This window comes from Alloalcanivorax gelatiniphagus, from assembly GCF_005938655.1.
In the GTDB taxonomy this organism is placed as follows: Bacteria; Pseudomonadota; Gammaproteobacteria; order Pseudomonadales; family Alcanivoracaceae; genus Alloalcanivorax; species Alloalcanivorax gelatiniphagus.
In genome coordinates, this window is record NZ_VCQT01000019.1 from 162,433 (window position 1) to 182,002 (window position 19,570).

Here is a 19,570-nt window from a genome sequence, read left to right on the forward strand (position 1 = left end):
TTACTCCTGTTGGTCTTGCGACAGACCGTAGACGTAGGCGGCGAGTACGTGCAGCCGTTGCTTGGACAACACGCCCTCATGCTTGGGCATATGGCTGTTGCGGCCCTCACGGATGGTGGTTTCGATGTCCTCCAGCCGGGCGCCGTGCAGCCAGATGCCGTCGGTCAGGTTGGGCGCGCCCAGGGCCTGGTTGCCGGTGGCATCCTGGCCGTGGCAGGCGGCGCAGACGGCGAACTTGGGCTTGGCCCGCGCCACCGCGGCGGCCACTTGCGCATCCTTGGTCATGTCCGGACGGCTCAGGCTCTGCACGTACAGGGCCATGTCCCGCACCGCCTCGTCGGTGCCACCGATGGCGGCGGCCATGGGCGGCATCATGCCGTTGCGGCCCTGGGTGATGCTGGTGAGGATGGCATCGGCGCTGCCGCCGTACAGCCAGTCATGGTCGGCCAGGTTCGGGTAGCCCTTGGCGCCACGGGCGTCGGAGCCGTGGCAGATGGCGCAGTTGTTGGCGAACAGGCGGCCACCCACGTCGCGGGCTTCCGGGTACTGGTAGAGTTCTTCCACCGGCACCTTGGAGAACTGCTCGAACAGCGGTCCGGCTTTTTTCTCCACCAGTGCCACTTCCTCTTCCCACTGGGTCACGCTGCTCCAGTTGAGCAGGCCGCCGAACCGGCCAAGCCCCGGGTACAGCACCAGGTAGATCACCGAGAAGATCAGGGTGCCCACGAACAGGAACAGCCACCAGCGCGGCAGCGGCTGGTTACGCTCCTGGATACCGTCGAAGCTGTGGCCGGTGGTTTCGTTTTTCGCTTCCTCCGGCGACATCTTCAGGTTAACCAGCAGCAGGATGGCGCAACCCGCCAGGTTGAGCACCACGATGGCGATGATGTAAACGCTCCAGAACTGGCTCATCAGTGATCTCCCTCGCGGTGGTCAGGCTCGCCCCGGGAGGTCGGGCCGAGCGGGTCGGTATTCAGGGGAATCTCGCCCAGACGCTGGTAGTCCCGCTTGCGCGAGGGGCGGTAAACCCAGGCCACCAGGGCCAGGAAGGCGACAAAGAAAATCACCGTCAGTAAGGCGTGGTAGTTCATCAGCGTTCCTCCCGCCGGGCCTGGCCCAGAGACAGCAGATAGGCGACCACCGCGTCTTCTTCGGTGGCATCGGCCCATTCGCCATTAACTTTCTGCATCTGCTCGGCGATGTCCTCATCGGTGTAGGGCACGCCGAACTGGTTCTTGAACACCTTCAGGGTGCGTTCCATGTGCGACCAGTCCACGGTGTTTTCCGCCAGCCACGGGTAGGCGGGCATGTTGGACTCGGGCACCACCTGGCGCGGATCACGCAGGTGCTCGCGGTGCCACTGCTCGGTGATCGGCCGCAGACCGACCCGGTCCAGGTCCGGCCCGGTGCGCTTGGAGCCCCACAAGAAGGGGTGCTCCCAGACATCCTCGCCGGCCACGCTGTAGGGGCCGAAGCGCTCGGTCTCGGCGCGCAGCGGCCGCACCATCTGGGTGTGACACACGTGGCAGCCTTCGCGGATGTAAACGTCACGGCCGGCCATTTCCAGCGCCGTGTAGGGGCGCAGGGTAGCCATCGGCTCGGTGGTCGCCTTCTGCCAGAACAGCGGCACGATTTCCGCCAGACCGCCGAAGCTGACCGCCACCAGGGTGAGCACGATCATCAGGCTCACATTCTTTTCGATTACCGAATGATAGTTGGCCATGTTTACGCCTCCGCCCCGACCAGATTGAGTTCGCCTTCGTCGCTGCGCGTACCGCGAATGGTCTTCCAGACGTTCACCGCCATCAGGATCATGCCGGCCAGGAAGATCACCCCGCCGATCAAGCGCACGATGTAGAACGGTTGCCGCTCGGACAGCTCCTGCACGAAGTTGTAGGTGAGGGTGCCGTCGTCATTGACCGCCCGCCACATCAGGCCCTGCATGATGCCGGACACCCACATGGCGGCGATGTAGAGCACCGTGCCGATGGTGGAGAGCCAGAAATGGGTGTTGATCCAGCGCACCGAGTACATGCGCTGACGGTTGAACAGGCGCGGCACCATCACGTAGACGGAACCCATGGTGATCATCGCCACCCAGCCGAGGGCACCGGAGTGCACGTGGCCGATGGTCCAGTCGGTGTTGTGGCTGAGCGCGTTGACCGTCTTGATCGACATCAGCGGCCCCTCGAAGGTGCTCATGCCGTAGAACGACAGGGCCACGATCAGGAAGCGGATGATCGGGTCGGTGCGCAGTTTGTGCCAGGCGCCGGACAGGGTCATGATGCCGTTGATCATGCCGCCCCAGCTGGGCGCCAGCAGCACCAGCGAGAACACCATGCCCACCGACTGGGCCCAGTCGGGCAGGCTGGAATAGTGCAGATGGTGCGGGCCGGCCCACATGTACACGGCGATCAGCGCCCAGAAGTGCACGATGGACAGCCGGTAGGAATAGATCGGCCGCTGCGCCTGGATCGGCACGTAGTAGTACATCATCCCCAGGAAGCCGGCGGTCAGGAAGAAGCCCACCGCGTTATGGCCGTACCACCACTGCACCATGGCGTCGATGGCGCCGCTGTAGGCGGAGTAGGACTTGGTCAGCGAGATCGGCACCGCCGCGCTGTTGACGATGTGCAGCAGCGCCACGGCGATGATGAAGGCGCCGTAGAACCAGTTGGCCACATAGATGTGGCTGGTGCGGCGACGGCCGATGGTGACGAAGAACACCAGGGCGTAGGCCACCCATACCACCGCCAGCAGGATGTCGATGGGCCACTCCAGCTCGGCGTACTCCTTGGCGCTGGTGAAACCCAGCGGCAGGGTGATGGCGGCCAGCACGATCACCGCCTGGTATCCCCAGAACACAAAGGAGGCCACCCGCGGGAAGGCCAGGGTGGTTTCACAGGTACGTTGAACCACGTAAAGTGACGTGCCGATCAGCGCGCTACCGCCGAACGCGAAAATCACCGCGTTGGTATGTAGCGGCCGCAGCCGGCCGAAGGTCAACCAGGGGATTTCCAGGTTGAGCGCGGGCCAGGCCAGCTGGGCGGCGATCCACACGCCGACCAGCATACCCACCACCCCCCAGACCACGGTGGCAACCGTGAATTGCCGCACCACCTTGTATTCGTAGGCGGGCGTCGCAGCGGTGTCTTGCATGATGTTTCCCTTCTGATAAGCGGCCGGACGGGCCGGATCGAGGCGGGATGAACGTTACCAGCGGCGCCTGTCGGTACCGTTGACTTGGGTCAAGAGAGGCGTGGTGAAGGCGGGATTTCCGGCGTGAGCCGGGATGTTTATAATGCGTACCCTATAAATCATGCAGCGGAGCGGATGCCCCATGGCCAAAAGGAACAAACCCCACACGCCTTCCGAATACGGCTACGAATTTTCGGAACAGGTGGGGCATCTGCTGCGCCGGGCTTATCAGCGCCACACCTCGATCTTTCAGCGTCACGCCATCGACAAGCAGCTCACCGCGATACAGTTCGTCACCCTCTGTACCCTGGTGGAGCGGGGTTCCTGCTCGCTCACCGACATCGTGCAGGCCACCGCCATCGATCCGGCCACGGTGCGCGGCGTGATCAAGCGCCTCAAGGCCAGGGACTGGATCGCGCTTTCCACCTGCGAGCGGGATCAGCGCAAGGTCATGGTGACGATTACCAAGGAAGGGGAAGATCTGGTCGAGGACATGGTGCCGGCGGCCCAGCGCATCTCCGACCTGACCATGGAGCGCCTCAACCCGGCGGAGCGGGTGGCCCTGCTGCACCTGCTGGCCAAAATGAGCGGCGCCCCCGAGGACGAATAAACACCGCTCCGAAACCCGTAGGAGCGACTTCAGTCGCGATAGGGATGGCGCCGCAGGGGATCGCGGCTGAAGCCGCTCCTACAACCCCCCAGCACCACCCGATGCGTGGGTCCTTTATGTAGGAGCGACTTCAGTCGCGATAGGGATGGCGCCGGAGGGGATCGCGGCTGAAGCCGCTCCTACAGCCCCCAAGCACCACCCGATGCGTGGGTCCTTTATGTAGGAGCGACTTTAGTCGCGATAACGATGGCGCCGGAGGGGATCGCGGCTGAAGCCGCTCCTACAACCCCCCAAGCATCACCCGATGCGCGGGTCCTTTATGCAGGAGCGACTTCAGTCGCGATAATGATGGCGCCGCAGGAAATCGCGGCTGAAGCCGCTCCTACAACCCCCCAAGCACCACCCGATGTGCGGGTCCTTTATGTAGGAGCGACTTCAGTCGCGATAGGGATGGCACCGCAGGAAATCGCGGCTGAAGCCGCTCCTACAACCCCCCAAGCACCACCCGATGTGCGGGTCCTTTATGTAGGAGCGACTTCAGTCGCGATAGGGATGGCACCGGAGGGGATCGCGGCTGAAGCCGCTCCTACAGCCCCCAAGCACCACCCGATGTGTGTAGGAGCGACTTTAGTCGCGATTCCCACAGCAGCCGTCCGCTGGAGATCTCCGGGCAAAAAAAATCCCCCTGGGCGGACACCGGGATCGCCGGTGGCCGCGCAGGGGGCAGTTTTGAGGTAACGGGTAATTACCGGTAGGTACGACGCAGATCGTTGCGGAGACGTACGAACCAAGGTGCCACCAGGGGCAACAGAATCGCCCCCGCCGACATCAACAACAGCGTCAGCGCAATCGGGCTGTCGATGAAAATCTCCCAGGAACCGCGTCCCAGGATCAAACTGCGGCGCAGATTCTCTTCCAGCAAAGGCCCGAGAATCAGCCCGAACGCCAGCGGCGCCGCCGGTAACCGCAGCAAATTGAGCAGGTAACCGATCACGCCGAACGCCAGCATGATGTACACATCGTCCATGGTGTTGCGGATGGCGAAGGAGCCCACCACGCACAGCACCGCGATCACCACCATCAGGATATGGGACGGAATGCGGGTCACCCAGGCCACCCAGCGCATCAGCAGCAGGCCCACGATCAGGGTCAGAATCAGCGCCAGGAAGAACGACGAGTACACCCCGGACACGAACTCCGGATTGCTGGTGAACAGCCCGGGGCCGGGACGCAGGCCGTGGATCAGCAGCGAGCCCATCAGCACCGCGGTGATGGCGTCCCCGGGAATGCCCAGGGTCATCATCGGAATCAGGGTACCGCCGATGCTGGAACTGTTGGCGGACTCCGGCGCCACCACGCCCTCGCTGACCCCGGTACCGAACTTCTCCGGCCGTTTCGAGAAACGCATTTCCTGGGCGTAGGCGATGGCCACGGCGATGGCGGAGCCGGCGGCGGGGATCGCCCCCACGCCGGCGCCGATCAGCGAGCCGCGCAGCATGGTTTTCCAGTGCGACAGCAGCTCCTTCATGGGCGGCCAGATCTTGCCGATGGTGGGCATCACACCCTTAGCGGAGGAACGGCCGGCGGCGCCCACGTTCTTGAGCACCTCGGCGAAGCCGAACAGACCCACGCACAACGGCACCAGCTCGATACCGCCCTGCAGGGCGGTGCTGTCGAAGGTGAAGCGCGGGATGTCGGTGAGCTTGTCAAAGCCGACCATGCCGCACAGCAGGCCGAAACCGCCCACCATCATGCCGCGAATGGTGGACCCCGGTGAGGCGTAGGCCAGCAGCACCAGGCCGAACACCGCCACGGCGGTGAACTCCGGGCTGCGGAACTTCATGGCGGCGGCGGCCAGCAACGGTGCCACCAGCACCAGCGCCACCAGCCCGATCAGGCCGCCCAGGGTGGACGACACCAGGGCGTAGGTGAGCGCCTGCCCGGCCCGGCCGGAGCGGGCCATGGGATAGCCGTCCAGCTGGGTGACGATGGAGCCCGGTGTGCCGGGAATATTGATCAGAATGGCGGTAACCGAACCGCCATAGACGCTGGCGACGAACACGGTGAGCAGAAACAGGATCGCCAGGTGTGGGTCCATGCCAAAGCTGATTGGCAACAGAATCGCCAACGCCATGGTGGAACTGACGCCGGGCATGGCGCCCAGCAGAATGCCAAGCAAGGTCCCGATAACCGCCAGCACCAGCCCCCAGGGGGAGAGCAGGGTGGTGCCGAGCGCGGCGAGAAAATCGGTCAGCATGGATTACCTCGTCAGGCCAGCGGCACTTTCAGGATCGAGACGAAAGTGACGTAAAGGAATAAACACAGCGCCGCGCCCAGAACCAGACCGACCATGGCGGCGCGCAACGGACGACCGGTACGGCGCCAGCTCAGCCAGGCGGTCCAGGCGGTGCTGAAGATAAAGGTGGCGGGCAGAAAGCCGATTACGCCCGCGCCGCCACCGAGAAGAATCATGCTGACCAACAGAGCGGCGGCGGACCCGTGGTCGCCGTGCTCGATGGACCGCCCACCGCGCCCTTGCCGGGCCAGGCGGTAGATACCCTTGATCAGGATCAAGGTGGCGCCCACGGAAAGCAGGCTTAATACCACCACGGGCAGGAAAGCGGCGCCGGGGTCCAGGCCGCTGTCCAGGCTGGCCATCAGGCGTTTACCGCTGAGCACGGAGAACCAGCCGGCGGCGCAAATGATCCCGAACAGGATAGCGACGCCGAGGTCCACCACCGGACTCAGAGGGAGCTGTTCCCCGTTACCTTGGGTGTCGGTGGGCTGAGTCATGATTTATTTTTCGATCAGGTTGGCGTCTTCCAGGATCTGTTTTACTTCCTGGTTGCGCTGTTCGAGGTAGGCGCGGGTGCCGGCGGCGTCGCGCGGCATGATCACCAGGCCCAGTTCGGCGGCTTTTTTCTGGAATTTTTCGTCGCTGAGCAGCTTGTAGAAACCTTCCTCAAGTTTGGCGCGACGGTCTTCCGGAACGCCCTTGGGCAGGTACAGCATGTAGAAGTCCTCGGCGATGAAATCGTAGCCCTGTTCCTTGAAGGTGGGCACGTCAGGGGCGAACGGGTGACGTTTTTCAGCGGCCACGCCAATGATCTTCACCTTGCCGGCTTTGTGCTGTTCGGCCAGCAGCGGGATCGGCAGGGTAGTGGACATCACCTCACCGGACACCAGCGCGGAGGCGGTGGGGGCGTAGCCCTGGTAGGGCACCTTGGACAGTTTAACGTTGAAGTGGTTTTCGAGCATGGTGGCGGCAATGTAGGAGAAACCACCGGGGGAATCATTGCCGTTGATGATCGAGCCGGGCTGCTTCTTGAGCTGGTCCAGGTACTGTTTGACGTTTTCAATGCCGGTATCGTTGGATACCGCCAGGGAAGCGGGTTCGGGACCGATGAACACCAGCGGCTCGATGTCTTCCAGCGGCGTGGCGTTACGGTTCATGTAGCTCTGGGCGATGGCGTGGGTGCCCATCATGCCGATGGTGTAGCCGTCCGGATCGGATTTGGCCACATGGCGCACGCCATTGGAACCGGCGGCACCGGTCACGTTGGTAACGATCATGGAAACCGGCAGATTTTCCGGCGGGTTTTCGGCCATCAGACGGGCGGACAGATCGTAGGCGCCGCCGGCGGGCCAGGGCACCACGATGGTAATGGTGTCTTCGGGAAATTCGGCCAGAGCCTGGGTGGTCAGGGCACCGCTGAGCAGTACCGAGGCTGCGGCGGTGGCCAGTGCTTTAATCATTTTCATTGGTTTTCCCCTTTAGTCTTGGGTGACTTGATTCAGGTGAGCGATGGCTTCGTCAAGAGAGATGACGTCGCCGTACTTGCTGTCGATATCGAACAGGTTGGCTTCGTGGGGCGCGGGATGACGATCGCCCACGGCTTCACGCACAACCATCACGCGAAAACCGTATTGCAGACCGTCCACGGCGGTGGCTCGAATGCAGCCACTGGTGGAACAGCCCATGACGATCAGGGTATCCACGCCCAACGCCACCAAAGTGGAGGCAAGAGACGTGCCGAAAAACGCGCTGGCGTATTGTTTCGTAATCACCAGCTCGCCGGCCGCCGGCTCCACCGGTCGACAGAACTCCGCATCGGGGTTGCCGTCCTCCATGGCGCTCATAACGGGTGCTTTTTTCACCCAGATGCCGCCGTCCAACTGGCCTTCGCCATGGTAACGGATGTTGGTATGAATGACCGGGATGCCGCTGTCCCGCGCCGCTTGCAGCAGACGCGGGGCATGGTCCATGGCCTCCACCACACCGGGGGCGTAAAGCGGCGCGCCCGGACGTGTGTAGGCTTGCAGAAAATCCACCGCCAACAACGCCGGGCGCCGGCCGAAGCCGATGCGCGTGCCCCAGACACCCTGATAGTTGTTCGCCAGGTCATCGCTTGAATCGTGGTGGTTATCGGCCATGGTGCGGTCTCCTTGAATCAGAACTTTCAGTAAGCGCCGGACAGCAGGGCGCCGGCGCCGGGAACCACAGGTTCCAGGTCCAGTGCCTTGAGCATCTGGTAGGTGGTGGCGATGGCGGCGGTGACCACCGGCTTGCCGGTGAGCGCCTCGACCTTGGGCACCGCCGCCAGGGATGGCATCTGCACACAGGCGGACAGCACGATGGCGTCGGCATCGGAGAAGTCCATGCTGGCGACGATGTCCGGCAGCTTGGCGGTGTCGTGGCGAGCCACGTCCAGGTTGTTGGGGATTTCCAGGGCGCGGTATTCCAGCACCTCGGTGCCTTCGCGCTGGATGTAATCCACCACCATCTCGGTGAGCGGCTTCATGTAAGGCGCCACCACCACAACTTTCTTGGCGTTAAGCACCTTGAGCGCGTCCACCAGGGCACCGGCGCTGGTCACCACTTCGGTTTCCTGGCCGTTTTCCTTGGTGCGCTCACGCAGGCGTTTTTGCGATTCCCGGTGGTAGCCGGGGCCCATGGACATGATCGCCACCAGGCAGGCATAGCCCATCACATCCACGGCGGCGTCGCTGAGTTCCAGGGCGCAGCGGTCGGACTCGCCGTCCATGGCGGCCAGCTCTTCCTTGCTCACGGTTTTCATGCGCATGCGGCTGGAATGGAAGGTGAAGCGCTCCGGGCGGATCAGTTGCCGGGCGTTGAGCATGGCCGGAATCTCGGTCTCCATGGTGATGTTGGAGCTCGGTACGATCTGGCCGATTCGATAGGGTCGCGTCATGCTTTGTCTCCTAGGGGGCGCGGCTCAGGGCCGCACTCCCAGAAAGTCACCGAAGCCCTGGAAGAAACCTTCGAGGTCATCCCAGGGAATCATATGGCCGGCATCCGGCACCGTTTCGATGCGGACGGACGGCAACAATTGCTGGATTTCTTCCCTGTCCTCGTCCTGGATCACGCCGCCTTTGCCGGCGCACATCAGCAGGGTCGGTACCTGAACCTTCGGGAAGTCCTGATGGATATCCACTTCGTGGAATTCCTCGAAACTTTTCACGATCGCCGGCAGGTAGCAGGTGTGCAGCCACTCGGCGCGCAGCAACAGTTGCTCCTCGGTCCAGGTCGGGCAGTACTTGCGCATGGTTTCCAGACCGGCACCTTCGGTGCAGTCGTTGATGGAATCCACGTACCAGGGCAGCTTGCTCGGGTACTCGCGGCGACCGGGGCCGGACACCGGCGGATCGATCAGCACCAGCTTGTCGACACCCTTGGCGCCGCGGGTCACGGCGCGCAGCGCGAAGCGGGCGCCCATGGAGTGGCCGGCCACCACATAGTTGTCCAGTTCCAGGGCGGCGGCGAAGGCGACCACGTCATCGGCGCAGGCGTCGGTGCCGTAATCCAGATCGGGCCCGGTGGAGGACAGGCCACGGCCACGCACGTCCAGCACATAGGTGTCGAAATTCCGCCCCAGGCGCTCGGCCACGAACTCCCAGGTGATCGCCGGGCTGGTGATGCCCGGGATCAGGATCAGGGGCTGGCCTTTGCCACCGTAGCGCAGATAGTGCTGGCGAATGCCGTTGGCGTGGACGTTGGCGCCGTAGAGTCGGGTGCTGCTCATGCGTTCTCCTTGACCTCCGTTTTGGGGTCTTTCAGCGGGACTTCGTAAACATCATGACCGAACACCCAGGCCGGATCTTCGTTCTGACGGAGCCAGGTGTTGTCATGGGAGACTTTCTGCACGCGGGAAGCGCGCTCGAAGCGGTTGTAGCGATACAGCTCGAAGGCGTCGGCGTAGTTCTCGGCACCGGTGGTTTCCATGCAGCGAACCAGCATGGCGGCGTCCTCGATGGCCATTACCGCGCCCTGGGCCATGTGCGGCTTCATCGGGTGGGCGGCATCGCCGAGCAGTACCAGGCGGTTATCGTGCCACAGCGGCAGCGGGTTACGCTCCAGCAGCGGCCACTTGGTGACCGTCTCGGTGCAATCGATCAGCGCCTGAACCTCGGGACCGTAGTTCTTGAACGCCGCGCGCATTTCCTCGCGGGAGCTGTCCACGAAGGAGGTGCCGTGGTTCCAGTCGGGCTCCGGCACGCCGGTCACGTAGTAGTATTCCTTGTGATCGCCGGTGACGTAGTAAACCATCATGTGACGGTCGCCGGACCACCATTTCACGCAGGCTTCGAAGTCCAGATCGTAGGCCTTGAGCTTTTCCGCGGAGATGATCGCGCGGTGGGCTACCCAGCCGCTGTAGATGGGCGCTTCCTCGCCGAGCAGATGCTCACGGATCACGGAGTTCACGCCATCGGCGCCGATGACCAGATCCGCGGTGGCTTCGGTGCCGTCCGCGAAGGTCATCACCACCTGGTCGCCCTGATCGTCGACCTTCTCCAGGCGCTTGCCGAAGTGCAGGCGGTCCTGATCCAGCTGGTCGACCATCAGCGCGTGCAGGTCACCACGGTGAACGGTGATGTAAGCGGCGCCGTATTCTTCCTTGGCGAAGTCGCCAAGCGGAATGCGGGACAGGTATTCACCGGTTTCGCCATCGCGGCTGAACCAGTGGCTGGGGTGAGAGCCCATGCGCTCCAGTTGGTCCTCGATGCCGATGCGGCGCATCACCTTCATGGCGTTGGGACCCAAATGGATACCGGCGCCCAGGCGGGCGAATTCCGGCGCCTGCTCGTATACCTGGGTGGGGTAACCGGCTTTTTGCAGCAGTGCGGCGGCGGCGGCGCCACCCAGGCCCGCGCCAATGACCGCGATGGTCGGCTTGGTGTTGCTCACAATCAGGTCCTCCTGATGATTCGTTAAAAAAAATGACTAGAAACAACGTATACACCATTTATTGGCCGGTCAAGCCTCTTTTTACGATTGCGGGTCTGAAACCGGGTTGAACCGGCTGTACTAGAGGACGGGACGGCTATAGTGACGTTTTTCTGCGCGAAAGTGTAAATCCTTGACGGTTTCTTGCGCAGTGCCCGGCCCTGGTGCGGGCCGGTGCCGATGCGCTCAAAAGCGGTGCATGCACCATATTATCGGATTCGTCGCCGGACCCCCGAAATGGTTCCGGCCGGCACCGGGCCACGGTGACGGTGGCCGCCATGAGGTGTTCGGGGGTGGTCAAATGTCAGCGTCGGTCAAATCAGCCGGGCGGTCCACGTCGCGCAGCACCCCCGGGTCGCTAACCGGGATTTCCACCAGCGCCGGGCGGTGGCGGCGGATCACCGCGCGGGCGCCGTCGCTCTCGGTGTTGGCGGCCAGTGCCGGCCAGAAATCGCGGCCGAACAGCACCGGGAAGCCCGGCGCGCCGTCCAGGGTAGGGCGCACGATGCGCCCCGGACCGGCTTCCGCCAGCAGGGCGCTGACCGTGGCCGGGTCCACCCAGGGCATATCCCCCAGCCAGACCGCCGCCACCGGCGCCGGCTCCGGTTCCGCCAGCAGGGCGGCGAAGCCATCGGAAAGACTGGCCCCGAGCCCCTGGTCCGCCCGCCGGCTGACCAGCACGCCCTGGTCCGGCAGGCCCAGCTCGGCGGGCCGGTCGTCGGCGCGCAGGATCACCCGCACATCGGCGAAGCACTGCCCGGCCCGGGCGTGGGTGGCCATCAGCAGGGTGCCGTCGCCCAGCCGGGCGCGGCGCTTGTCACCGCCAAAGCGGCGTCCGCGACCGGCGGCGGCGATCAGCACCAGGGTTTTCACCGGCGCGCTCCGCCAGCGGCCTGCAAGGTGGCGCGCACCCGTTCCGGGGTGAAGGGCGGGCGCCGGAAACGCACGCCGGTGGCGTCGAACAGGGCATTGGCGATGGCCGGCGCGGCGGGCAGGGAAGTGGATTCACCCACCCCCAGGGGCGGCTGGTCCGGCGCCTCCATCAGCACCAGATCGATTTCCGGCAGTTCGGAGAAGCGCAGCAGCGGGTAGCCACCCCATTCCCGGGCGGCGGGCCGGCCTTCCTCGAAGGGCACGCTCTCCTTAAGGGTGCGGCCGAGCATTTGCACGATGTTGCCGTGCACCTGGTGACGCACCCCGGCCGGGTTGACCATCAGCCCGGCGTCCTGGGACACCACCAGCTTGCGCACCCGAATGCGGCCGCTTTCAGGGTGCACCCGGAGGAACACCACCCAGGCCGCCAGGGAGGCGCCGAAGCCGGGAAACTTGCTGTGCACGTAACGGGCGTAGGCCAGGCCACGGCCCTCCCGCCAGCCATCGTCCTGCTCGCCCCGGGCCAGGGCGGGCCAGGGGCGGGGCACCCAGCCGGCCCGTTCGGCGGCGGCCTGCAGCACCGCCCGCGCCCGGTCGTCCTCCAGGTGGCGCAGCCGGTAGGCCAGCGGGTCGTCGCCGGCCCGTTCCGCCAGTTCATCGATAAAGCTGTCGTGGGCGAAGGTATTGGGCAGCGCCGACACCCCGCGCAGCCAGGCGGCGCGGATCAGGGTGGGCACGTCGTCGCAGGCAATGCGCCGGCGCGGGTAGCTGTATGGCGGCACCGCGGTGCGGTCGCCCATCTGGAACGGGTGCTCGCCTTCCGGCACCTTGCCGATCAGCCGCAGGGCCAGGGTCGGCGCGTTGTCCGACGGGTAGCGGGTAACGAACCGGTAACTGGCCGGGGCGCCGTCGGCGTCCTGTTCGCCTTCCACGTCCATGATCTGGGCGGCGCCCTTGGGCTCCCACAAATGCTCCTGCTCCCGGGACAGTTGCACCCGCACCGGCCGGCCCACGGCACGGGCCAGCAGGGCGGCGTCGGCGCCCACGTCGTCGGCGCAGTTGCGGCCGTAGCAGCCGGATGCTTCATAGCGGCGGATATCGATATCGCCCTCGTCCAGGTCCAGCAGGCGGGCCAGGTCGGCGCGCAGGCTGTGCGGGTTCTGGGTGCCGGACCACAGCGTCAGCTGGCCGTCCTCCAGGGACGCCACCGAACAGGACGGGCCAATGGAGCCGTGCAGCTGATAGGGCCACACATAGGTGCGGCGCAGGGTGTCGCCGCCGTCTTCCGGCGGTTCGGAATCCTCGTCGGTGACCAGCTCCCGGCGCTGGGCGGGCAGGGCGCGCAGCGCGGATTCCAGGTCCTCGTCCCGATTCAGCGCCGGCAGGTCGCGGGGCGTTTGCCAGCGCACCTTGAGCCGCCGGGCCGCCTGGATCGCCTGTTCCTCGCGCTCGGCCACCACGCCCACGAAGTCGCCGATCACCACCACCTCCACCAGGCCGGGCAGGCCGGCCACCGAGTCCCGGTCCACCTCCAGCAGGCTGCGGCCGACGAAATCGCCCCGGTCCAGGCCGTGGTAGGGCGGCCGCACCACCCGCCCGTGCAGCATGCCCGGTACCCGGATATCGTGTACGAAGGTCAGCTCGCCCCGGGCCTTGGCCGGGATATCCACCCGGGCGGCGCCCTGGCCGACAATGGTGTATTCGGCGCGGGGTTTGAGCGGCACCTGGTCGGCCTCGGCCAGCTTCAGGTCCTCCCGGCGGCCGCGCAGCAGTTCTCCGTAACCAAGCCGCCGATCCGGCGCCTCGGCGTCATGGACCGCGCCGTCGGCGGCCACCAGCCGCTGGCGGGGCAGATCCAGCCGGGCGGCGGCCAGATCCAGCAGCCGCTCGCGGGCCTGGGCGGCGGCCCGGCGCAGCGGCTCGGCGCTGATCTGGATGCTGGCGCTGGCGATGGTGGGGCCCTGGTTGGGCACGTCCCGGGGATGACCGAGCACCATGGTCACGGTGTCGAAGGTCACGTTCAGTTCCTCGGCCAGGATCTGGCCCAGGGCGGTACGGATACCGGTGCCCAGGTCCACATGGCCGTTGAAGCCCAGCACCCGGCCGTCAGCCAGCACGGCCACGAACAGCTCCGGTTCGGTGGGCAGGAAATCCGAGTCCGTGCCGGGCTGGCCCGGCGCCGGCTTGGGGGTCGGAACGGGGTCCCGGTACACCACCAGGGTGTCCGGATCGTGCAGCAGAGCCTGACGGCTGGGCAAGGTTTCGGTATGCATCATGGTCCGATCATCACGCCGTACCACGGGCACGGCAAGCAGCGGCACCGGGCGGTGCCCGGCAAGAATGTCCGAAAAAACGTATACACCATTTATTGGCGGGTCAAGAAAATGAACACCTGGAAAATCACGGATTAGTCGAAGGGCCTTGTTGACAGCCGAGGGTGTTCTATTTAAAGCTATTTTCCTGGCTTGGAGCGGTGATGTCCGCAACTTGGACTGAATTGGTACCGCCCGCCCAATTAGGGTGCACACCTTCCATTCTGGTGCTGAGAAAGAATGTGTGCCCCATAAAAGTGATAATTACTCCGGTACGCACCCGAACGGTGCGATAACAGAGAGCATACGCATGTTCGTCAGTCGAGTTGTTCTGTATCCGTCATGCTCGTGGTCATCGGCCGCCATCGTCCGCTGAGTCCACGATTATGAACCAGGAGCTTCATCTCACCGTCAACGGTGAACGGTGCGCCGTGCGTGCCGCCCCGTCCACGCCGCTGCTGTATGTGCTGCGCAATGACCTGTGCCTGAACGGCCCCAAATTCGGCTGCGGCCTGGGTGAGTGCGGCGCCTGCATGGTGCTGGTGGAAGGCCGTGCCGCCCGCGCCTGCGTGCTACCGGTGAGCGCCGTGGCGGACCGCCGCATCACCACCCTGGAAGGGCTCGCCGATGGCGACCGGCCGGACCCGGTGCAACAGGCCTTTATCGACGAACAGGGCGCCCAATGCGGCTACTGCCTGAACGGCATGATCATGACCGTGCGCGGCTTGCTCAACGACAATCCGGCGCCGGACCGGGACGCGCTGGTGGCGGCCCTGGACCATAATCTTTGCCGCTGCGGCACCCATCAGGAAATCCTCGCCGCCGCCTGCCGGGCGGCGGGCCTCTCCGATCAGGGGGAGCCGTCATGAACCGCTTCCCGGACAACCGACCGGCCGATCAGGACAACGACGCTCTCCGTTATGGCGTGGTGATCCGTCCGCCGGTGTACCGCCTGGACGCCCGCGCCTTCGTCTGCTCCCAGCTTCTGCACGTGGACCGGGAAGCGCTGGCCTCGGAAGGGATCACCGTGGTCACCGACGGCAACTTCGTGGGGGTGGTGGCCGCCAGCCACGAAGCGGCCCGCCAGGCCGCCGCCCGGCTACCGCTGCGCTGGTCCACCCCGGACCGGGACCGGACCACCACCAGCCCCACGGTGGCGGAACAGCGCCTGCGCCGGGACTACCAATGGCCCGGTCGCCTGGGCTGGGGCGCCGCCCCGGACTGGGTGATCGCCGATTTCATCGACGGTGGCCTGCGCCTGGACGGGCCGGTGGCCAACAGCGAGCGGCTGCGCCGGGAGCTGGCCTGCCTGCTGGAAAGCGACCCGCAACGGATTCATGTGGACGGCGACGCGGAAGCGGGCCTGGGCCGCCAGGGCAGCGACGATGCCGCCGCCGACGCCGCTCTGCTGGCGCGGGCCGTGGGCCGGCCGGTGGCGGTGCGGCTGGACCCGGACCCTTACGCCCGGGACGCCGGGGCGCTGGCCCGGGCCCGCCGCATGCGGGTCAGCGGCACCGCCGACGGCGACGATTTCCGGGTCGATGACGACCTGGGCTATGTGTCGGTGCCGCCGCTGGCCCTGTGGCTCACCGGCCGGCTCACCGACGGGCTGCTCAGCGACCCGGACGCGGCGGCGCTGCAGTTCACCTTCGTGCAGGAGTCGTTTCTGGACGAAGTGGCGGCGGCCCTGGGCGAGGACCCGGTCGCCCTGCGCCTGCGCCATATCAAGGACCCGCGCGGCAAGCAGCTGCTCAGCTCGGTGGCCGACCAGGCCGGCTGGGGCAAGCCCGTGGAGGACGACGGCCGCGCCGATCTGGTTCGCGGCCGTGGCGTGGCCTACAGCCACCGGCCTTCGTCCTCCGGTGACGCCGGCTCCGGCACCCGCAGTGCCTGGATCGCCGATGTGGAGGTCAACACGGTGACCGGCGGCGTGCGCCTGTCGCGGCTGGTGGCCGGCCAGGACGCCGGCGCCGACGGCCCGCTGAGCCCGCTGCTCGATGCCAAGCCCCTGAGCGACACCCTGGAACGGAAACTGCTGGGCCTGCCGGCCACGCCGCCGTCGGCGGATGATTGGGCGGCCCCCGGCGATCGCCAATTGCCGGCCCGGCAGACGTCCGTGCCGCCGGCGCCACCGCGCCCCGCGGGCACCCCCGCCGCCACCGATCCGGTGGACCTGAGCCCGGCGGTGGCGGTGGTGGCCAATGCCCTCTATGACGCCACCGGCGTGCGCTTTCGCTCGCCGCCGTTCTCGCCGGCGCGGGTGCGGGCGGCGCTGCAACAACAGTCGCGGCCGGGCAAACGCCGCTGGTGGTGGGGCGGGGCCGTGGCGGTGGCCGGCCTGCTCGCCACCCTGTGGCCCTGGCGGCCGTCCATCGCGCCGGTGGCACGGCCGGCGGCCAACCTCTATTCCGCCGAGACCCTGGAACGGGGCCGGCTGGTGGCGGAAGCGGGGGACTGCGCCGTCTGCCACACCGCCGAAGGCGGCACCGTGAACCTGGGTGGCCGCCCGTTCGAGACCCCGTTCGGCACTCTTTATAGCACCAACCTGACCCCGGACCCGGACACCGGCATCGGCAACTGGTCCTACGCTGCCTTCGAACGCGCCATGCGCGAGGGCATCGGCCGGGACGGCCGCCATCTTTATCCCGCCTTTCCCTATACCGATTTCGCCAAGATCAGCGACGCCGACATGCAGGCGCTGTACGGCTATTTGATGGCGCAGCCGGCGGTGGCGGCACCGGCGCCGCAAAACGACCTGCGTTTCCCGTTCAATATCCGCTCGATGATGGCCGGCTGGAATTTCCTGTTCCACGACCCGTCGCCGTTCAAGCCGGACCCCACCCGTTCCGCGCAATGGAACCGGGGCGCCTATCTGTTTGAAGGGGCAGGGCACTGCGGTGCCTGCCATACGCCGCGCAATCTGTTCGGTGCCGAGAAGGGTGGCGACGCCCGACTGGCCGGCGCACTGGTGGACGGCTGGGAGGCACCGGCGCTGACCGCCGACTCCCGGGCCCCGGCGGGCTGGACCGAACAGTCCCTGTTCGAGTACCTGCGCACCGGACGTTCGGAGCTGCACGGCGTGGCCGGCGGCCCCATGGCTCCGGTGGTGGCGGGGCTCGCCGAGCTGCCGGAAGACGACGTGCGCGCCATCGCCCATTACGTGGCCACGCAAATGGATGCGCCGCTCAGCGACCCGGCCCGGGCGGAGCGAGCCGCCGCGGTGGTGACCGCCAGCCAGGTGGAACCGGTGGGCCAGGAAGCGGGCCAGAGGGTGTTCGAGGGCGCCTGCGCCGCCTGCCACGAAAACGGCACCGCCACCTTTACCTCCGCCAAACAGGCGCTGGCGCTGAATACCAATCTGCACAGCCAGCGCCCGGACAACGTTATTCAATCGATCCTCGGCGGCGTTCACGCCGAGGGCGTGGCGGGGACCGGCGAAATGCCGGCCTTCGCCCATAGTCTCAGCGACCGCCAGATCGTCGATCTGGTGCAGTACTTGCGGGCGCGTTTCGCACCGGGAGAAACGCCCTGGAAGGAAGTCGGGAAGACCGTCGCCGACCTGCGCAGGGAGCACGACCAACAATGATAAAAGGCGTATATCGCTAATCAACCGAAGCTACGAGGTGGGATATGCAACGAAGAAAGTGGATCTGGCTGGTGTGGGCCGTGGTAGTGCTTTGCTACCTGGTGCCGTACACCGTTTTGAGTGACGTTCATGCCTGGTACGGGAGCTTCCTGTTCTGGAGCCTGGCCGGCGTCGCCGTGATCGCCATCAATCTGTTTATCACCAAAGATTTCGAAGGACGCTGAACATGACCGAATCGATGATCTGGTGGTCGGTGGCAATCTATCTGGTGATCGCCATCGCCATCGCCATTCTGGCCCGTCAGGGCAAGATGGCCAATATGTCCGGGTACTTCCTGGGTGACCGTAAAATGGGCGGCTTCGTGTCCGCCATGAGCTACAGTGCCACCACCTACAGCGCCTTTATGATGGTGGGGCTGGCCGGTCTGACCTACAAGGGCGGCGTCGGTGCCCTGGGTTTTGAAATCGTTTATTTCGCCGGGGTTTCCCTGGTCGCCGTGTTCGGCCCCAAATTCTGGGCGGTGGGCAAGAAATTCGGTTACGTGACCCCCAGTGAAATGCTCGGCCACCGCTATGGCGACAAGAAAGTGTCCATGGCCGTGGCGATTTCCAGCTGTATTTTCCTGATTCCCTACGCGGCGGTGCAGCTGGCCGGGGTGGGCTACCTGCTGCAAGGCGCCACCGAAGGGGCGATTCCGTTCACCACCGGTGTAATGCTGGCCACCGTGGTGGCGATCTTCTTCTCCTACATCGCCGGTATCCGTTCGGTAATGTGGACCGACTCCCTGCAGGCGATCATGATGATCATCGCCTCCACCCTGGTGGCCTGGCTGGTGATCGAGGGCCTGGGCGGTTTCCACGCACTGTTCGACACCCTCGCCGAGAAAAAACCCCAGTCCCTGGTGGTGCCCGGCCCGGGCCTGTTCAGCTTCGTGACCTTCCTGGGGCTGACCATTCCCTGGTTCTTCTTCAGCGTGTCCAACCCGCAGGTCAGCCAGCGGCTGTTCATGCCGTCCTCGCTGAGCGCCCTGCGCCGCATGCTGATGGGCTTCCTGGTGTTCGGCCTGATCTACACCCTGGTGTCCGTGCTGTGGGGTTTCTCCGCGCTGGCCGCCTATCCGGATCTGGCCAAGGCCGACCTGGCCACCGCCACGCTGCTGGGCTCCGAGCATGTGCCGCCGGTTCTCGGCGCCATCGTGCTGATCGGCATCATGGCCGCCGCCATCTCCACCATCGACTCCATCATGCTGACCCTGTCCTCCATGCTGGCCCGGGATGTGTACGCCAACATGAAAGAAGGTCGTGACGACAGCAAACAGCTGCTGGTTGGCAAGATCGTAATCCCGATCATCGCCATCCTGGCGTTCGGCTTCGCCGAACTGCAGCTGGACCTGATCGCGGTGCTGTCCGTGGCCGCCTCGTCCGGTCTGGTGGCGGTGGTACCGGCCACCATCGGCGCCTTCTACTGGAAGCGCGGCACCGCCGCCGGCGCCCTGGTGAGCGTGGTCGGCACCACCCTGATCGTGCTGCTGATGTACGCCACCGGCAACAAGTTCCTGGGCCTGCCCGCCGGGATCTGGGGCATCATCGTCGCCACCGCCCTGTACGTGGGCGTCAGCCTGGCCACCCGCCCGCAGACCGAGCGCGCCGAGGAATTCCTGGACGCCAGCAACGACTACTAAGCCTCACCAACGAGCAACCCCCTACGGCGCGCCGCTTGGCGCGCCTTTTTTTTGGTTCATCGCA

General features: G+C 65.6%; 18 protein-coding genes. 5 read left to right on the forward strand and 13 right to left on the reverse strand.

Annotated elements, in window-relative coordinates:
• Genes ccoP through ccoN form a run of 4 tightly spaced genes read right to left on the reverse strand, consistent with a single transcriptional unit; the run spans position 1 to position 3,159 of the window.
• On the reverse strand, positions 1 to 912 hold the full coding sequence (gene ccoP / locus FGS76_RS04530; protein WP_138771433.1) for a cytochrome-c oxidase, cbb3-type subunit III: 912 nt from the start codon (positions 910 to 912) through the stop codon (positions 1 to 3).
• Positions 912 to 1,091: a cbb3-type cytochrome oxidase subunit 3 gene (locus FGS76_RS04535; protein WP_138771434.1), complete on the reverse strand. Its 180-nt coding sequence runs from the start codon at positions 1,089 to 1,091 to the stop codon at positions 912 to 914. Before FGS76_RS04535 ends, ccoP begins: the two co-directional genes overlap by 1 nt.
• Positions 1,091 to 1,723, reverse strand: coding sequence for a cytochrome-c oxidase, cbb3-type subunit II (gene ccoO, locus FGS76_RS04540; RefSeq protein ID WP_138771435.1), 633 nt, complete (start codon positions 1,721 to 1,723; stop codon positions 1,091 to 1,093). The genes FGS76_RS04535 and ccoO overlap by 1 nt, the downstream gene beginning before the upstream one ends.
• A 2-nt stretch (positions 1,724 to 1,725) precedes the next feature.
• A complete protein-coding gene (ccoN, locus tag FGS76_RS04545; protein ID WP_138771436.1) occupies positions 1,726 to 3,159 on the reverse strand; it encodes a cytochrome-c oxidase, cbb3-type subunit I in 1,434 nt (477 codons plus the stop codon).
• A gap of 181 nt (positions 3,160 to 3,340) precedes the next feature.
• On the opposite strand from ccoN, the gene FGS76_RS04550 reads away from it, so the two are divergent.
• Positions 3,341 to 3,808: a MarR family winged helix-turn-helix transcriptional regulator gene (locus tag FGS76_RS04550; RefSeq protein ID WP_138771437.1), complete on the forward strand. Its 468-nt coding sequence runs from the start codon at positions 3,341 to 3,343 to the stop codon at positions 3,806 to 3,808.
• Positions 3,809 to 4,553: 745 nt separating this feature from the next.
• Here FGS76_RS04550 and FGS76_RS04555 read toward each other — a convergent pair.
• From FGS76_RS04555 to FGS76_RS04595, 9 genes are all read right to left on the reverse strand, one after another.
• Positions 4,554 to 6,065, reverse strand: a complete 1,512-nt coding sequence (locus FGS76_RS04555) for a tripartite tricarboxylate transporter permease (RefSeq protein ID WP_138771438.1) — start codon at positions 6,063 to 6,065, stop codon at positions 4,554 to 4,556.
• An 11-nt stretch (positions 6,066 to 6,076) separates the two neighbouring features.
• The gene (locus tag FGS76_RS04560; RefSeq protein WP_138771439.1) at positions 6,077 to 6,601 is read right to left on the reverse strand and encodes a tripartite tricarboxylate transporter TctB family protein; all 525 of its coding nucleotides are present in this window, start codon (positions 6,599 to 6,601) and stop codon (positions 6,077 to 6,079) included.
• 3 nt (positions 6,602 to 6,604) lie between these two features.
• Positions 6,605 to 7,570 (reverse strand): Bug family tripartite tricarboxylate transporter substrate binding protein, encoded by a 966-nt coding sequence (locus FGS76_RS04565; RefSeq protein ID WP_138771440.1) that lies wholly within the window; start codon positions 7,568 to 7,570, stop codon positions 6,605 to 6,607.
• A 12-nt stretch (positions 7,571 to 7,582) separates the two neighbouring features.
• Positions 7,583 to 8,242 (reverse strand): N-carbamoylsarcosine amidohydrolase, encoded by a 660-nt coding sequence (locus tag FGS76_RS04570; RefSeq protein ID WP_138771441.1) that lies wholly within the window; start codon positions 8,240 to 8,242, stop codon positions 7,583 to 7,585.
• A 26-nt stretch (positions 8,243 to 8,268) separates the two neighbouring features.
• The gene (locus tag FGS76_RS04575) at positions 8,269 to 9,021 is read right to left on the reverse strand and encodes a maleate cis-trans isomerase family protein (RefSeq protein ID WP_138771442.1); all 753 of its coding nucleotides are present in this window, start codon (positions 9,019 to 9,021) and stop codon (positions 8,269 to 8,271) included.
• A gap of 24 nt (positions 9,022 to 9,045) precedes the next feature.
• Entirely contained in the window at positions 9,046 to 9,852 is an 807-nt protein-coding gene (locus FGS76_RS04580; protein ID WP_138771443.1) for an alpha/beta fold hydrolase, read from the reverse strand.
• Entirely contained in the window at positions 9,849 to 11,015 is a 1,167-nt protein-coding gene (locus FGS76_RS04585; RefSeq protein WP_138771444.1) for an FAD-dependent monooxygenase, read from the reverse strand. The genes FGS76_RS04580 and FGS76_RS04585 overlap by 4 nt, the downstream gene beginning before the upstream one ends.
• 336 nt (positions 11,016 to 11,351) lie before the next feature.
• Positions 11,352 to 11,927: a nucleotidyltransferase family protein gene (locus tag FGS76_RS04590; RefSeq protein ID WP_138771445.1), complete on the reverse strand. Its 576-nt coding sequence runs from the start codon at positions 11,925 to 11,927 to the stop codon at positions 11,352 to 11,354.
• The gene (locus tag FGS76_RS04595) at positions 11,924 to 14,203 is read right to left on the reverse strand and encodes a xanthine dehydrogenase family protein molybdopterin-binding subunit (RefSeq protein ID WP_276607923.1); all 2,280 of its coding nucleotides are present in this window, start codon (positions 14,201 to 14,203) and stop codon (positions 11,924 to 11,926) included. The genes FGS76_RS04590 and FGS76_RS04595 overlap by 4 nt, the downstream gene beginning before the upstream one ends.
• 422 nt (positions 14,204 to 14,625) lie before the next feature.
• Here FGS76_RS04595 and FGS76_RS04600 point away from each other — a divergent pair, with 422 nt between their 5' ends.
• The 4 genes from FGS76_RS04600 to FGS76_RS04615 are packed head-to-tail and all read left to right on the forward strand — an operon-like array spanning position 14,626 to position 19,506.
• Entirely contained in the window at positions 14,626 to 15,108 is a 483-nt protein-coding gene (locus FGS76_RS04600; protein WP_138771446.1) for a (2Fe-2S)-binding protein, read from the forward strand.
• Entirely contained in the window at positions 15,105 to 17,825 is a 2,721-nt protein-coding gene (locus tag FGS76_RS04605; RefSeq protein WP_138771447.1) for a c-type cytochrome, read from the forward strand. Before FGS76_RS04600 ends, FGS76_RS04605 begins: the two co-directional genes overlap by 4 nt.
• A gap of 44 nt (positions 17,826 to 17,869) precedes the next feature.
• Positions 17,870 to 18,049: a hypothetical protein gene (locus FGS76_RS04610; RefSeq protein WP_138771448.1), complete on the forward strand. Its 180-nt coding sequence runs from the start codon at positions 17,870 to 17,872 to the stop codon at positions 18,047 to 18,049.
• A gap of 2 nt (positions 18,050 to 18,051) precedes the next feature.
• Complete coding sequence (locus tag FGS76_RS04615; RefSeq protein WP_138771449.1) at positions 18,052 to 19,506, forward strand: sodium:solute symporter family protein; 1,455 nt, start codon at positions 18,052 to 18,054, stop codon at positions 19,504 to 19,506.
• The last annotated feature ends 64 nt before the right edge of the window (positions 19,507 to 19,570 follow it).